Source organism: Streptomyces sp. NBC_01171 (assembly GCF_045039805.1).
Classification (GTDB): Bacteria; Actinomycetota; Actinomycetes; order Streptomycetales; family Streptomycetaceae; genus Streptomyces.
This window is the reverse complement of the sequence record NZ_CP108609.1, coordinates 1,475,901-1,492,128: the sequence shown is the minus strand read 5'-3', so window position 1 is coordinate 1,492,128 and position 16,228 is coordinate 1,475,901. Positions and strand designations below refer to the sequence as shown.

Here is a 16,228-nt window from a genome sequence, read left to right as displayed (position 1 = left end):
ACTAGAGTTATCTCGACATCGAGATATCTGCCGAGGCGCACCGCGGCAGCCACCCCGGTAAGGGTTACCTAACTTAGCCTTACCTTAGCGGAATGCTGGACCGGCGTGGCGGCAGGATGCGGTGGAACGCGCACATCAATGAAGGAGACTGTCGTGTCGGCGAACAGCTTCGACGCCCGCAGCACGCTGCAGGTGGGCGACGAGTCGTACGAGATCTTCCGGCTGGACAAGGTCGAGGGCTCGGCCCGCCTGCCGTACAGCCTGAAGGTCCTGCTGGAGAACCTGCTCCGCACGGAGGACGGCGCGAACATCACCGCCGACCACATCCGCGCCCTCGGTGGCTGGGACTCGCAGGCCCAGCCCAGCCAGGAGATCCAGTTCACGCCGGCCCGCGTGATCATGCAGGACTTCACCGGCGTTCCCTGTGTCGTGGACCTCGCGACCATGCGTGAGGCCGTCGCTGCGCTCGGCGGCGACCCGGCGAAGATCAACCCGCTCTCCCCGGCCGAGATGGTCATCGACCACTCCGTCATCGCCGACAAGTTCGGCACCAGGGACGCGTTCAAGCAGAACGTCGACCTGGAGTACGGCCGCAACAAGGAGCGCTACCAGTTCCTGCGCTGGGGCCAGACCGCCTTCGACGACTTCAAGGTCGTCCCGCCGGGCACCGGCATCGTCCACCAGGTGAACATCGAGCACCTGGCCCGCGTCGTCATGGTCCGTGACGGCAAGGCCTACCCCGACACCCTGGTCGGCACCGACTCCCACACCACCATGGTCAACGGCCTCGGTGTGCTCGGCTGGGGCGTCGGCGGCATCGAGGCCGAGGCCGCCATGCTCGGCCAGCCGGTCTCCATGCTGATCCCGCGCGTCGTCGGCTTCAAGCTCACCGGTGAGCTGCAGCCCGGCACCACCGCCACCGACCTCGTGCTCACCATCACCGAGATGCTGCGCCAGCATGGTGTGGTCGGCAAGTTCGTCGAGTTCTACGGCGAGGGCGTCGCCGCCACCTCCCTGGCCAACCGCGCCACCATCGGCAACATGTCGCCGGAGTTCGGCTCCACCGCCGCGATCTTCCCCGTAGACGACGAGACCCTGAACTACCTGCGCCTGACCGGCCGTTCGGACCAGCAGGTCGCGCTGGTCGAGGCGTACGCCAAGGAGCAGGGCCTCTGGCTGGACCCGAAGGCCGAGCCCGACTTCTCCGAGAAGCTGGAGCTGGACCTCTCCACGGTCGTCCCCTCCATCGCCGGCCCGAAGCGCCCGCAGGACCGCATCGTCCTGGCGAACGCCGCCGAGCAGTTCAAGTCGGACGTCCTCAACTACGTCGACGTCGTGGACGAGGCGGGCAAGGAGTCCTTCCCGGCCTCCGACTCCCCGGCCGTCGCCCCCAACGGCGCCCCGTCGAACCCGGTCCCCGTGACCGCCCCCGACGGCACCACCTACGAGCTGGACCACGGTGCGGTGACGGTCGCGGCCATCACCTCCTGCACCAACACCTCCAACCCGTACGTCATGGTCGCCGCGGCGCTCGTCGCCAAGAAGGCGGTGGAGAAGGGCCTGACCCGCAAGCCGTGGGTCAAGACCACCCTCGCCCCGGGCTCCAAGGTCGTCACCGACTACTTCGAGAAGGCGGGCCTGACCCCGTACCTCGACAAGGTCGGCTTCAACCTGGTCGGTTACGGCTGCACCACCTGCATCGGCAACTCCGGCCCGCTGCCGGAGGAGGTCTCCAAGGCCGTCAACGACCACGACCTCGCGGTCACCTCGGTGCTCTCCGGCAACCGCAACTTCGAGGGCCGGATCAACCCCGACGTCAAGATGAACTACCTGGCCTCCCCGCCGCTGGTGGTCGCGTACGCCATCGCGGGCTCCATGAAGGTGGACATCACCAAGGACGCCCTCGGCGTCGACCAGGACGGCAACCCGGTCCACCTCGAGGACATCTGGCCCTCCGAGGCCGAGGTCAACGAGGTCGTCGCGAGCGCCATCGGCGAGGACATGTTCGCCAAGTCCTACGCGGACGTCTTCGCGGGCGACGCCCAGTGGCAGGCCCTGCCGATCCCGACCGGCAACACCTTCGAGTGGGACGCGGAGTCGACCTACGTCCGCAAGCCCCCGTACTTCGAGGGCATGGAGATGCAGCCGGCCCCGGTCACCGACATCACCGGTGCCCGCGTGCTGGCCAAGCTGGGCGACTCGGTCACCACCGACCACATCTCCCCGGCCGGCGCCATCAAGGCCGACACCCCGGCCGGCAAGTACCTCACCGAGCACGGTGTGGAGCGTCGTGACTTCAACTCCTACGGCTCCCGCCGTGGCAACCACGAGGTCATGATCCGCGGCACCTTCGCCAACATCCGCCTGCGCAACCAGATCGCGCCGGGCACCGAGGGCGGCTACACCCGCGACTTCACCGTCGAGGGCGCGCCGGTCTCCTTCATCTACGACGCCTCGCGCAACTACATCGACCAGGGCATCCCGCTGGTCGTGCTGGCGGGCAAGGAGTACGGCTCCGGCTCGTCCCGCGACTGGGCCGCCAAGGGCACCGCGCTCCTGGGCGTCAAGGCCGTCATCGCCGAGTCCTACGAGCGCATCCACCGCTCGAACCTCATCGGCATGGGCGTGCTGCCGCTCCAGTTCCCGGAGGGCGCCACCGCGGCCTCCCTCGGCCTGACCGGCGAGGAGACCTTCTCCTTCACCGGCGTCGAGGAGCTGAACAACGGCACCACCCCGCGCACGGTCAAGGTCACCACCGACACCGGCGTGGAGTTCGACGCGGTCGTCCGCATCGACACCCCCGGCGAGGCGGACTACTACCGCAACGGCGGCATCATGCAGTACGTGCTGCGCAACCTGATCCGTAAGTAGGCAGGCGAGCGACACAGTTGAGGGCCGCACTCCCGGTGACGGGGGTGCGGCCCTTCGCCGTGCTCGGGGAGGAGAGCGCGGGGGTGCTCCGGGCGGGGCCGGGGGGACGGGGTGCCCGCCCGGAGCGGACAGGGGTGGTGCGCGGTGCTGGGCGGCTTGGCCTGCGGTGGGGCGCGACAACGTTGTCTAGTGGGTCCGTTCCTGACTCTACCGGTCCAACGGACAACGATGTCAAGGTACTTGAGCCATTGAGGTGGCCCTCTTCCCTGGGGCCCGGGGCGCGCGTTACTGTCCCTGCGGCTTGTGCGACCCGTGGTGCGCGACCCGTCCGTAAGGAGGAAGGGCCGCGTGATGCGTTTCCGTCCCATGTCCCTGCTGCTGGCCGCCGCGCTCGCGGTGGGCGGCGCCACTCCCGCCCTCGCGGCGGGCACCGCACCACCCGGCCTGGTCAAGGACCCGACGCCGTACGTCGATCCGCTGATCGGCAGCAGCAACGGCGGCGACACCTACCCCGGCGCCGTGGTGCCCTTCGGCATGCTCTCCTGGAGCCCGGAGACCACCAGAGGCGACGCCACCCGCACCACCGCGCCCGGCGGCTACCACCACGACGCCACCCGCGTCCGGGGCTTCAGCCTGACCCACATGTCCGGCACCGGCTGCGCGGGCGGCAGCGGGGACATCCCCTTCTTCCCCTACGCCGGGGACATCGCCTCCTCCCCGGCGAGCGACACCAAGGACGCCGTCTACGCCTCCGACTTCAAGCACACCGACGAGACCGCCGAGCCCGGCCACTACAAGGTGGGTCTCGCCTCCGGAGTCACCGCCGACCTGACCGCGACCGCCCGCACCGGTTCGGCCCGCTTCTCCTACCCGGCCGACAAGCCCGCCTCGCTGCTGGTGCGTACCGCCAACTCCGAGGTGGGGTCGGAGGATTCGACGGTCAGCATCGACCCCGAAAGCCACACCGTTTCGGGGTCCGTCACCTCCGGCAACTTCTGCGGCTACCTCGACCCGGAGGGCCAGCGCTCGTACTACACCCTGTACTTCACGGCCCACTTCGACCGCGCCTTCAAGGCCACCGGCACCTGGCAGGACGACAAGCTGAACCCCGGCTCCACCAGCGCCTCCGGCGGCACCGGCGGCTTCTCCCACGGCGGCCGGCCCGTCGCGGGCAAGGGCGCCGGAGGCTACGTCGAGTTCGCGCCGGGCGAGGGCCCGGTGAACGTCAAGGTCGGCATCTCCTACGTCAGTCAGGACGCCGCCGAGGCCAACCTCCGTGCGGAGAACGGGCCGCGCCGCTCCTTCGACGCGGTACGGGACGCGGCCCGCGCGGCCTGGCGGGAGCGGCTCGGCGCCGTCCGGGTCGGCGGCGGCACCGACGCCGAGCGCACCACCTTCTACACCGCGCTCTATCACGCCCTGTTCCACCCCAACGTGATCAGCGACGCCGACGGCCGCTACCGGGGCAGCGACGGCGAGGTGCACCGGGTGGGACACGGCCACCGCGCCCAGTACGGCACCTTCTCCGGCTGGGACGTCTACCGCGACCAGGTCCAGTTGCTCACCCTGCTCGACCCGCGCACCGGCTCGGACATCGCCCAGTCGCTCTATGAGCTGGCCGGGCAGAACGGCGGGATCTGGGACCGCTGGCTGCACAACGCGGGCGGCACCCACGTGATGAACGGCGACCCCTCGCCCAGCGCGCTCGCCGGTATCCACGCCTTCGGCGGCACCGGGTTCGACCTCAAGGGCGCCCTGAAGTCCCTGGTCAAGGCGGCCACCGTGCCCACCGAGCAGGATCTCTCCGCAGCCGGCAAGCCGGTGCTGTCCGTCGGCCAGCGCCCCTCGCTCGACAAGTACCTGAAGCTGCACTACATGCCCAGCGTCTCCAACGCCTGGGGCGGCGCCGCCGAGACACTGGAGATGTCCGCCGCCGACTTCTCCCTCTCCCAACTGGCGTCAGCGGCAGGGGAGAAGCGGACCGAGAAGCAGTTCGCCGAGCGCGCCCAGTGGTGGCAGAACAACTTCAACATCGCGGCCGACCCCAGCGGCGGCTACATCGCCAACCGCAAGGCGGACGGCAGTTGGGTCACCGGCTTCACCCCGGACACCGGCAACGGCTTCGTGGAGGGCAGCGCCGCCCAGTACACCTGGATGGTGCAGCACAACCCGGCCGGGCTGTTCGCCGCGCTGGGCGGCACCGACAAGGCGCTGGCCCGGCTGGACTCCTTCTTCCACACCGCCGACGGCAAGTGGGCCTTCACCGGCCAGGGCGGTGCCAAGTCCGAGATGGACAACGAGCCCTCGATCAACGTGCCGTACCTGTACGCGTACGCGGGCGCTCCGTACAAGACGCAGGAGACGGTGCGGGCGGCGATGCGGCAGCTCTGGTCCACCGGGCCGGGCGGCATCCCCGGCAACGACGACCTGGGCGCGATGTCGGCCTGGTACGTCTTCTCGGCCATGGGCATGTACCCGCAGGTGCCCTCGCGGTCCGAACTGGTCCTGGCCTCACCGCTGTTCGAGCGGGTGGAGATCAACCGCCCGCAGGGCAACGACATCTCGATCCGGGCGGAGGGCGCGTCGGCCGACGCTCCGTACGTCCGGTCCCTGAAGGTCAACGGCCGCTCCAGTGACCGCGCTTGGCTGCCCGCCTCCTTCGTGCGGGACGGCGGCCGGCTCGACTACCGGCTGGGCACCACCCCGAACCCCACCTGGGGCGCCAAGAACCCGCCGCCCTCCTTCCGGCAGGGCGAGCAGCCGTACCAGATCGGCGTCGGCCCGACCACCGCGACCCTCGCCCCCGGCGACAGCACCGCGATCGACGTACGGGCGCTGTCGCTGAACGGCGGCGCCGGTCCCGAGGTCCGTTTCAAGGTCGAGACACCCGCCGGAGTCACGGCCACTCCCGCCGAGGGCACGGTCACCGGCGGCGCCCAGCGGATCACCCTCACCGCGGCCGAGGACGCCACCCAGGGCTTCTACACCGCCAAGGTCACGGTGACCTCGGGCGAGACCTCCTACGAGCAGCCCGTCTCCCTGACCGTCGCCGCGCCCGGCACTCTGCTCGCCGCGTACGACAACACCGGCGTCTCCGACGACACCGGCGACCACGACGAGGCGGACTACGACGGCGGCGGCTGGAGCTACTCGAAGCAGGCCCTCGCCGCAGCCGGGCTCACCGCGGGCAAGCGGGTCACCACCGGCGACCTCGCCTTCACCTGGCCCGACTCGCCCGCCGGCCGCCCGGACAACGCCTCCGCCCACGGTCAGAGGGTCGAACTGAAGGACGGGACCACCGCTTTGGCCTTCATCGGCAGCGCCGTCAACGGCAACCAGTCGGCCAAGGCGACCGTCACCTACACCGACGGCAGCACCGCCACCGCCGACCTCTCCTTCACCGACTGGACCGTCGGCGGCGGGGGCGGCACCGTGCAGTACGGCAACGAGGTCGTCGCCAAGGCCGCGTACCGCAATGTCGCGGGCGCGGACAAGGACCCGGTCGCCACCTATGTGTTCGCCACCAAGCCGTTCGGCGCGCCGGACGGGAAGGAGATCAGGAGCGTGAAGCTGCCGGACGACGGCGACCTGCACGTGTTCGCGCTCGCCGTCAAGTGATGCGGGGCGGTTTCGTCTCCTCGGTGCGGTGCGGCGGCAGTAGCATCGGTCTCCGCACCCAAACCGACACCGACAAGGCGGAACCGCCCGATGGCCGACGAGGCTTACCTCTTCCTGCTCCCCGACCGTCACCCGAGCCTCGGCGCGGCCATGGCCGCCGTCGCCCCGCTGGAATGCGACCAGACCCCGGCCGTCCGCGGCTGGATCTCCGCCCACGATGTCGCCCCGTCCTCCGAGCAGTTGAGGATTCTGCCCGCCGGGTCGGAGATCCTCATCCCCGAGGAGGCCGAGCGGCTGCCGATCCCGCTGACCGCGGAGGAGGAGGTCCGGGTCCAGCAGGAGTGCGCGCCGCAGTCGGTCACCGACATGGAGCGGGAGCTGCTGGACTTCCGGGACGCCACCCAGGGCTGGGAGACCCTGGTGCACCGGGCGCTGACCGCCGGGGTCCCGGCCCCGCGCATCGCCCGGCTGACCGGGCTCGACCCGCAGGAGATCGGCCGGCTGACGGGCGTGTGACGCGGCTCAGCGGGGGGTGGTGTCCGGCTCGGGGCTCGGGCCGGTCAGCTCGGGCTCCAGCCCCTCGGCGACGTGCGTGGGCCGTTGGCCCGTGTCGGACCGCCACGCCTCGAAGGCCCGGCTGGTCAGGACGACGACGGCCAGTCCGAGCAGCCACCCGCCGAGCACGTCGCTGAACCAGTGCACGCCGAGCGCGACCCGGGTGAAGCCGACCCCCACCACCGACAGCACCGCCACCACCCAGCAGGCGATCCGGGCCCGGCGCGGCACCAGGGGGAGCAGGACCAGCAGGAACACCGCGAACGAGGTGGTGGCGGTCATCGCGTGCCCGGACGGGAACGAGTAGCCCGGCGCGTGTGCCACGGGGTCCTCCAGCACCGGCCGCGCCCGCTCGACCACCGTCTTGACCCCGAGCCCGATCAGGCCCCCGGCAACCGCAGTCGCCGCCGCCCACGCGGCCAGCCGCCGGGCACCGCGCCACAGCAGCCAGCCGGTCAGCAGCGCCACGCCCACGCGCAGGGTGAGCGGGTCCCAGACGTAGTTGGAGAGCACGCGCAGGGTGCTCGTCCAGGCCGGATGGTCCACGGCGACGTGGTGCAGATCGTTCGCCGCGTCGCGGTCGAGGTCGCGCAGCGGCCGCCAGCGGCCCTCCACCAGGACCAGCAGCAGCGCGAACGGTACGGCGGCGGCCGCGGTGACCCCGGCCGCCGCCAGCAGCCGGATGCCGAACCGCCGGTCGGTGGCCCGCAGGGTCGTGGTTTTGTTCGGCATCAGACCCCCGGATCGGGTTGGATCGGTTCGGGCCGCCGCCCGCGCGCCGCTTCCAGTTGGGCCGCGAAGGAGAGCCCGAGGAACAGGGCGAGCGAGGTCAGGTAGGCCCACAGCAGCAGGGACATGAAGGCGCTGAGCGGACCGTAGACGGTGTCGAAGGAGCCGCTCAGGTCGAGGTACAGGGCGAGTACCCAGGTCAGCGTCATCCAGAGCACCAGGTACACCGCCGCGCCGAAGGCCAGCCAGGTGTAGCCCGGCTGTTTGCGGCGCGGGGAGCGCCGGAATATCGCGCTGGCGGAGATCAGGGCGAGCAGCAGCCCGACGGGCCAGCGCAGGATGTTCCACACCGTCTGCGCGGTCGAGCCGAGCCCGTAGACCGATCCCGCGGCCGAGGCCAGGTCGTCACCGGCGATCATGACGATGAAGCCCAGACCGAGCGGGAACCCCGCGCACAGCGCCATGACCAGCCCGCGTGAGTACTTGAGGTGGAAGGGCCGATCGCGTTCGTTGCCGTAGATCCGGTTGGCGCCGCGTTCTATCTGGCACATCGCCGTGGTGACGTTGACGATCGAGAAGATGGCGCCGAACCAGAGGGCGACCTGGGCGCCGTCGCCCGCCTTGCGCCGGCTGCGGTCGAGTGCGTCGTCGACCACCTCCGCGCTGGGTCCCTCGGCGATGCGGTGGATGGTCAGCTCGGCCATCCGGCCGATGTCCTCGGTGTGCAGGCTGGTGGAGAGGCCGACGAAGGCCAGGGCCAGCGGGATCACCGAGAGCACGGTCTGCAGGGCGAGCGCGCGGGAGTGGCTGAAGCCGTCGGCGTACCGGAAGCGGAGGAACGCGTCGCGCAGCAGCGACCAGCCGCCGTAGCGGCGCAGGGTCACCCACGCCTCGTCGGCGGAGAGTTCGTCACCGCTCATGTCCCGGGTCTCCGGGACCTTGGTGGCGCTGCCCATGTCAGTTCTCCCGGTTCGGGACCAGCACGGTCAGCGCGCCCGGTACGACCTCCACGGAGAGCCGGAGCCCGGTGCCGACCGGGTCGCCGTCGATCTCGCGGGGCTCCGGGGCGTCGAAGGTGAACTCGGCCCGCCGGAAGGTACGGAACTCCGGCCGCCCGTCGCCCTCCTCACCGTCCCGCTTCCGGTGCAGCAGCAGCGTGCTCACGGTGCGCAGCCAGCCGCCGGGACCCTGCGGGTCGAGGATCAGCAGGTCCAGCACCCCGTCGTCGGGCTGGGCGTCCGGGATCAGCCGCAGGCCGCCCTGGAGAGCGCCGGTGTTGCCGACGAGGGCCATGCGGGCCGTACGGCGCAGCGGCTGGCCGCCGTCCAGGCGGACGCTCAGGCCCATCCGGGGCCCGCGCATCGCCTTCGGGGCGGCGAGGACGTACGCGGGCCAGCCCAGCATCGCCTTGGCCCGGTCGTGCTCCTCCGCGTACTTCATCATCGCGGCGTCCAGGCCGACGCCGGACATCACGGCGAAGTGGGTGGCCGGGAGGCCGTCGCCCTCCACACGGGCGAGGTCCATGACGCGGGGCGCGCCGCCGAGGGCCGCGTCGAGCGCCTCGGCCGGGGTGAGCGGGAGGCCGAGGTTGCGGGCGAGGAGGTTGCCGGTGCCGAAGGGCACGACGGCGAGCGGGACACCGCTGCCGGCCAGCCGGTCGGCGGCCGCCCGGACCGTGCCGTCGCCGCCGCAGACCACGACCAGCGCGGCGCCCTCGGCGAGCGCCTGGGCGGTCTGGCCGCCGCCGGGGTCGGCGGCGGTCGTCTCGATGAACACCGGTTCCCGGTGGCCGTGCTGGGCGAGGACCCGGCGCAGCTCGTCGCGCGCGCTCTCGTCGACCGTCGTGGGGTTGACGACCACCGCGACCCGGCCCGGCAGCCGCTCGGCGCGGGCGGCCTCCGGAACCTCGGGCAGCGCGGCGGGCGCCGAGACGCGGCCGTCGCGGAGCAGGGCGTGCCCGACGATCAGCAGGGACAGCGCGCCGTTGATCATGCCGCCCGCCACGTCGGTCGGATGGTGCATGCCGCGGTACAGCCGGGAGACACCGACGATGACCGGCAGCAGGAACAGCAGCGCGGCCAGCACGCGCCGCCAGGGGCTCCGTACGCGGGACAGCACGAGGACGGCCAGACCGCCGTAGATCGCGGTGGCCGCGCCGGTGTGGCCGGAGGTGTAGCTGGAGGTCGGCAGGGAGCCGTCGAGCCGGTGCACATCGGGGCGCTGGCGCTCCACGGCGATGGTCACGACCAGGAACACCAGCGACTGGAGCGAGACCGCGAGCGCGAGGAACGACGCCTGGCGCCACATCGGCAGCCGGGGTATCAGGATCAGCGCCAGGCAGGCCGCCAGCGTCACCCCGATCACGGTGCCCGTGTTGCCCAGCTCGGAGCCGATCGAGGAGAGCGTGGTGAGGGTGGAGGTGCGCATCCGCTCCAGGCCCCGGTTGACGCCGTCCTCGGCCGTCATCGGCCACAGGTGCCGGGCGGGGCCGGTGATCAGGAAGCCCAGGCCGATCATCAGGGCGGCCTGGCACACCGCCAGTGCGCCGATGGAGGCCGCCGCCCGCGTCGTACCGCGCGGCAGCTTGCGAGGGCGTCCGGTGGGGGCCGTCCTGGTGGAGCGCGGCGCGTCCTCGGGCAGGCCCGTTGATCTCTCCGGTACGGCGGTCGGCATCGGTGCAACTCCTCGGCTCGGTCGGCTGGTCGGGCCGGACCGCGCGGGCCCGACCAACGGGCTAATGCCCCCTCAACGGCCGAGCAGACGGCATGAGCCCCGAGGAAGGGGCGGCCCCCGCGCGGGACCGCCCCTCCACCCCTCGAACCGGAGCCGTCAGGCCAGCAGTTCCACCTCCGCCAGCGTCGACTCCCCGTCCAGCACCAGCCGGTACTTGGTGTACGAGCCCGGCGCGGTCACGCTGAACGCCCGTGTCTGGCGGTCCCACGCGAAGGATTCACCGGAGCGCTTGTCCAGCGTCTGCCAGACCGTGCCGTCCGTGGAGCCCTGGAGGGTCCAGCCGGTGGGCGCCTTCGTACGGTCCGCCGACGAGGTCAGCGTGTACTGGACCGCCTTGGTGGCCTCCCCGGTCGGCAGGTCCACCGAAGTGACCGCCGCGCTCGTCGCCGAGGTGTTGTCGAACAGCGCGCCGTCGCCCTTCAGCACGTCCGCGCGCGGGGTCGGCACCTTGTCGTCCTCGGTGACCGACACCGGAGCGGCGTCCTTGCCCGAACCCCACGACGAGGGCCGCGGCCCCATCGAGAAGTCCAGCACCCCGCCCTTGGACAGCAGCGAGTGGGGGAGCGAAGTGGAGTTCCAGGAGCGGCCGTTGAAGCGGACGCCCTGGATGTACACGTTGCGGTCGCTGTTGTTCGGGGCCTTGATCACCAGGTCCCGGCCGTTCTCCAGGTGGACGGTGGCCTTCTTGAACTGCGGTGAGCCGATTGCGTACTCGCCGCTGCCCATGACCAGCGGGTAGAAGCCGAGCGAGGAGAAGAGGTACCAGGCCGACTGCTCGCCGTTGTCCTCGTCGCCGTGGTAGCCCTGGCCGATCTCGCTGCCCGTGTAGAGGCGGGACAGCACCTCGCGCACGTTCTTCTGCGCCTTCCAGGGCTCGCCGGCCGCGTCGTACATGTAGTTGACGTGGTGGGCGACCTGGTTGGAGTGGCCGTACTGGCCCATCCGGACGTCCCGCGCCTCGGTCATCTCGTGGATGACACCGCCGTAGGAGCCGGTGAACTCGGGCGAGGCGGTCTCCGGGGTGGCGAAGTATCCGTCCAGCTTGTCACCGAGGGCCTTGCGGCCGCCGTACAGGTTCGCCAGGCCCCGGCTGTCCTGCGGGGCGGTGAAGGCGTAGCCCCAGCCGTCGGTCTCCGTGTAGTCGTAACCCCACACGCGGGGGTCGTACTTCGCGGAGTCCACGCGCCAGTCGCCCTTGGCGTTCCTGCCCTGGAAGAAACCGGCCTTCGCGTCGAAGAGGTTCACGTAGTCGCGGGCCCGGTTGAGGAAGTACGCCGACTCCTCCCGGTACCGCTTCTCGCCGGTCTTCTTGTAGAGGGCCTCGCCCATCTTGGCGATGCCGTAGTCGTTGACGTAGCCCTCCATGGCCCAGGAGAAGCCCTCATTGGTGTCGGTGCTCGTGTAGCCGAGGAAGGGCGAGGTGGCCATGCCCTTGCGGCCGACACCCGAACTCGGCGGCACCACGGTCGCGTTCTTCACCGCCGCGTCGTACGCCGCCTTCGCGTCGAACTTCACGCCCTTGACGTAGGCGTCCGCGAACGCCACGTCCGAGGAGGTGCCGGTCATCAGGTCGGCGTAGCCGGGGGAGGACCAGCGGGAGGTCCAGCCGCCGTCCTTGTACTGCTGCACGAACCCGTCCACCATCTCGCCCGCCTGGGACGGCGTCAGGAACGAGTAGGCGGGCCAGGTGGTGCGGTACGTGTCCCAGAAGCCGTTGTTGACGTACACCTTGCCGTCGACGATCTTGGCGCCGGTGTGCGTCGGGGTGTCCGGGTTCGGCATCGGGGAGAACGGCGAGGCGTACTGGTCCTTGCCGCCGACCTTCTCGAAGCCCGAGTTCGGGTAGAGGTACAGCCGGTACATGCTGGAGTACAGCGTGGTGAGCTGCTCCGGGGTGGCGCCCTCCACCTCGACCTTGCCCAGGATCTTGTCCCAGGCCCGCTGGGCGCGCGCCTTGACGGTGTCGAAGGAGGTGCCGTCCGGGATCTCCTGGCGCAGGTTGTCCTTCGCCTGGTCCAGGCTGATCAGCGAGGTCGCCAGGCGCAGGGTCACCGTGCGGTCGGCGCCCGCGGCGAACCGCAGATAACCCTTGACCCCGCTGGAGGAGCCCTCGCTGACCGGCTTGTCGAAGGTGCCGTAGACGAACAGCCGGGTCGCGCCCGTGGACAGCCCCGACTTCACGTCGGAGTAGCCGGTGACGACGCCGTGCTCCTTGTCCAGCGTCAGCCCCGCCTGCTCGGTGACGTTGTCGAACAGCACGCTCGCGTCGTCGCCGGGGTAGCTGAAGCGCAGTACGGCCGCGTGGTCGGTCGGGGTCATCTCGGCCTTGAGGCCGTTCTCGAACTTGACCCCGTAGTAGTACGGCCGGGCCGTCTCGTTCTCGTGCCGGAAGGCCAGCTCACGGGCCTCGCGGCCGGTGTCCGGGGTGCCCTTGGCGGCCGACGGCATCAACTGGAAGGTCTGCCGGTCGCCCATCCAGGGGCTCGGCTCATGGCTCGCGCTGAACGCCTGGACCGTCGGCAGGTTCTCGTCGTTGTTGGCCCGCGCGTACTCGTACAGCCAGCTCAGCGAGGACGCGTTGGTCACCGGGGTCCAGAAGTTGAACCCGTGCGGCATCGCGGCGGCCGGGAAGTTGTTGCCGCGCGAGAAGCTGCCGCTGGAGTTGGTGCCGCGCGTGGTCAGCGCGTAGTCCGACAGATGCGCCTTGGGCCGCTCGGGGGCCACCCGCTTCAGCGCCACGTCGTCGACCCAGCCCCGGAACTTCGCCGGCCCCTTGGGGGAGTCGTACGCCACCAGAATCCGGTCGACGGTCTTGCCCGCCGCCACCGAACCGATCCGGGACGCCACGTCGTTCCACTGGTTGACGTACAGCACCTTGGCGTCGCCCTGGCCGCGCGGGGTCAGCGGGAACCCGTGCTGGTCGGTCGCGCCGAGCTGGCTGAGGTGGGTGCCGTCGGTGAAGGCCAGGTCCACGCTGACGTTGGTGGCGTCGTAGTCCCGGTCGCCGTCGGCCATCGACGGGAAGAGGCGGTACGACAGCCGGGTGTCGCGGGCCACCTTCACATCGACGTCGAAGACCTTGTTGTACGAGTAGCCCCGGCCGTCGGCGGTGTGCCGTCCGGCGTAGCGCAGCGCGCGGGTGCCGGTGAAGCCCGCCCGCGCCTTGGCGGTGGGGGAGCCGCTCGGACCCTTGTCGACGAGGGTCAGCATGTCCTGCGGCGCCGGTCCGTCACCGCCGCCGGTGGAGAACTGCACGTCGGCCAACTGGAGGGCGTCGGAGGCGCCGTTGTTCTTCGTCACCTCCAGCCGGAAGTGCCGGTACTCGGCCGGTGTGGTGAGCTGGTACGACTTGGTCCCGAACCGGTCCGGGAAGGTCTCGCCGGCACGGGTGTCGAGGGTCTTCCAGTCCTTGCCGTCCGCCGAGCCCTGGAGCTGCCAGTCCTTGGGGTCGCGCTCGGCGTGGTCGTTGGCCGAGGTGAGCGCGTAGGCGGCGATCTTGACCGGCTGGTCCAGGTCGAACTCCACCCAGCCGGTGGGTGCGAACGTCAGCCATTTGCTACCGGGATCGACATCGGTGAGGTTCTCCTTCACCTCGCCCCCGCCGGTGTTCTCACCGCTCGCCCGCAGATCCGTGACGTGGTCGGTGACATTGCCCGGAATGCCGGTGCTGTAGCCGCCGTCCACGCCCGAGGAGCGTTTGGCGCCGCCCGGTCCGGTCTCGACGGTGTTCAGCCAGTCCGGCGCCGGATCGCCGGACTCGAACGAGGACGCGAACTCCGTGGCGGCGGCCGGGGCCCTGGCCGGCACGGCGACCGCCGCTCCCTGCGCGCCGACGCCCATGACAAAGGCGGTCGTGAGGACGACCGCCGGAGTCCATCTGTGCCGAGATCTCCGCTGCATCTACGGATTCCCCTCCCGCGCTTACTGCGGACAACGTTGTCAACTTGCTGCGCAGGAACCAGTAGGTGGTCAAGTGGCCGGTGATGTCAAGGGTGTTGGCTGCGGCATTCAGGGGGCTATATCGGTAATTCATCCGGCAGGGTGTGCGGAGCCCGGCGATATTTCCACCAGGTCTCAACTCGGAAAAGACCGGCGGCCGACCTTGCTTTCGATCTTGCCCCCTTGGCGGGAAGTGGACTATACCTGTCGGCGTTTCCTGCACGAGCCAGCACAACCCGACCGCGGTGCCGGGGGGAGATCCGGTTCACCGCCTGAGTCCTGGAGAAGGCGAGGACTTGAGCATGGGTTCCACCGGACAGCATGGCAGCGACGGCGTCGGCCGTCGTGATCTGATCAAGCGCACCGCGGCGCTCGGCCTGGTGGCCGCCCCCGGAATGGGGCTGCTGTCGGCCTGCGCGAGCAGCGGCGGCGATGGGCAGGACAAGGCGAAGGCGGGCAAGAAGACCGAGAAGAACCCGCTGGGCGTCAACGACAGCGCCAAGCTGGACTTCGTCCTCTTCGACGGCGGCTTCGGCAAGGAGTACGCCGAGGACGCGGTGAAGCTGTATGAGAAGGCTTTCCCCAAGGCCCAGGTGAAGTTCTCCGCCACCCAGAAGATCCAATCCACCCTCCAGCCCCGCTTCAACCAGGGCAACCCGCCGGACCTCATCGACAACTCCGGCGCCGAGCAGATGGACATGGGCGTCCTGGTCGGCAAGAAGCAGCTCGCCGACCTCACCCCGCTGCTGGACGCGCCGTCCTACGACGACCCTTCCAAGAAGGTCCGCGACACCCTGCGCCCGGGCATCGTGGAGATGGGCCAGTTCGACGGCGAGCCGGTGTGGATCCTCAACTACGCCTACACCGTGTACGGCGTCTGGTACTCGCAGAAGGCGCTGGACGGGCTGGACGAGAAGTACCCCGAGACCTGGGACGACATGCTCAAGGTCTGCGCCAAGGCCAAGAAGAAGGGCATCGCGGGCTGGACCTACGCGGGCAAGTACCCGTACTACCTGCCCTTCTCGCTCTATCCGATGATCGCCAAGGTCGGCGGCCGCGAGGTGCTGGACGCGATCGACAACCTGGAGCCGAACGCCTGGAAGCACCCGGCCGTCAAGGCGTGTTTCGAGGCGTACTACGAGCTGTTCAAGAAGGGCTACATCCTGCGCGGCACGCCCGGCCTGGACCACATCCAGTCGCAGACCGCCTGGGCCAAGGGCAAGGCGCTGTTCATACCGAACGGCTCCTGGGTGGAGAACGAGTCGGCCAATGTCATCCCGGCCGACTTCGACCTGGCGGTGTCCGCGCCGTCCGGCCTGGACAGCTCCGACAAGCTGCCGTTCGGCACCATCTGGGCCTCCGGCGGTGAGCCCTTCGTCGTCCCGGCCAAGGCGGCCAACCCCGAGGGCGGCATGGAGCAACTGCGCGTCATGCTCTCCGAGGCGTCCTCGCGGAACTTCACCTCCAAGGTGAAGTCGCTCTCCGCGCTCAACGGCGGCATCGACGGCATCGAACTGACCCCCGGTCTGAAGGCGGGCGTCGCGGCGCTGGACAAGGCCGGGGACAACGTGGTGAACCCGCGCATCCCGGACTGGTACGTCCAGTTGGAGAAGGAGAAGATCGGGGTCGGCGGCCTGGGCGAGATGATGGCCGGCCGACTCACCCCGGCGGAGACGGTCAAGAAGATCCAGGGCTTCGCCGACGAGGCCGCCAAGGACACCTCCATCAAGCACTACAAGCACAAGTAACACCCCCTCACGGGTTCGTCACCAGCGGCAGCACG

8 protein-coding genes are annotated in these 16,228 nt (G+C 70.3%); 4 read left to right on the top strand and 4 right to left on the bottom strand.

Features of this window, described 5'->3' with window-relative positions; translation table 11 throughout:
• The first annotated feature begins 153 nt into the window (after positions 1-153).
• The 3 genes from acnA to OG448_RS06820 all read left to right on the top strand — a co-directional run bounded on the left by acnA (position 154) and on the right by OG448_RS06820 (position 7,005).
• Positions 154-2,871, top strand: coding sequence for an aconitate hydratase AcnA (acnA, locus tag OG448_RS06830; protein ID WP_405552015.1), 2,718 nt, complete (start codon positions 154-156; stop codon positions 2,869-2,871).
• Positions 2,872-3,222: 351 nt separating this feature from the next.
• The gene (locus OG448_RS06825) at positions 3,223-6,489 is read left to right on the top strand and encodes a GH92 family glycosyl hydrolase (RefSeq protein WP_405552014.1); all 3,267 of its coding nucleotides are present in this window, start codon (positions 3,223-3,225) and stop codon (positions 6,487-6,489) included.
• Between the two features lie 90 nt (positions 6,490-6,579).
• Positions 6,580-7,005 carry a DUF6003 family protein gene (locus OG448_RS06820; protein WP_161188648.1) on the top strand — a complete coding sequence of 142 codons (426 nt, stop codon included), beginning with the start codon at positions 6,580-6,582 and terminating at the stop codon, positions 7,003-7,005.
• 6 nt (positions 7,006-7,011) lie between these two features.
• On the opposite strand, the gene OG448_RS06815 is transcribed toward OG448_RS06820, so the two are convergent.
• The 4 genes from OG448_RS06815 to OG448_RS06800 form a co-directional block, all read right to left on the bottom strand.
• Positions 7,012-7,776, bottom strand: a complete 765-nt coding sequence (locus OG448_RS06815) for a phosphatase PAP2 family protein (protein WP_405552013.1) — start codon at positions 7,774-7,776, stop codon at positions 7,012-7,014.
• A complete protein-coding gene (locus OG448_RS06810; protein ID WP_405552012.1) occupies positions 7,776-8,729 on the bottom strand; it encodes a YihY/virulence factor BrkB family protein in 954 nt (317 codons plus the stop codon). Before OG448_RS06810 ends, OG448_RS06815 begins: the two co-directional genes overlap by 1 nt.
• Before the next feature lies 1 nt (position 8,730).
• Complete coding sequence (locus OG448_RS06805) at positions 8,731-10,446, bottom strand: diacylglycerol kinase family protein (protein ID WP_405552011.1); 1,716 nt, start codon at positions 10,444-10,446, stop codon at positions 8,731-8,733.
• A gap of 156 nt (positions 10,447-10,602) precedes the next feature.
• On the bottom strand, positions 10,603-14,406 hold the full coding sequence (locus tag OG448_RS06800) for a GH92 family glycosyl hydrolase (RefSeq protein ID WP_405552010.1): 3,804 nt from the start codon (positions 14,404-14,406) through the stop codon (positions 10,603-10,605).
• A 341-nt stretch (positions 14,407-14,747) separates the two neighbouring features.
• Here OG448_RS06800 and ngcE point away from each other — a divergent pair, with 341 nt between their 5' ends.
• Positions 14,748-16,193, top strand: coding sequence for an N-acetylglucosamine/diacetylchitobiose ABC transporter substrate-binding protein (ngcE, locus tag OG448_RS06795; protein ID WP_405552009.1), 1,446 nt, complete (start codon positions 14,748-14,750; stop codon positions 16,191-16,193).
• Positions 16,194-16,228: the final 35 nt, after the last annotated feature.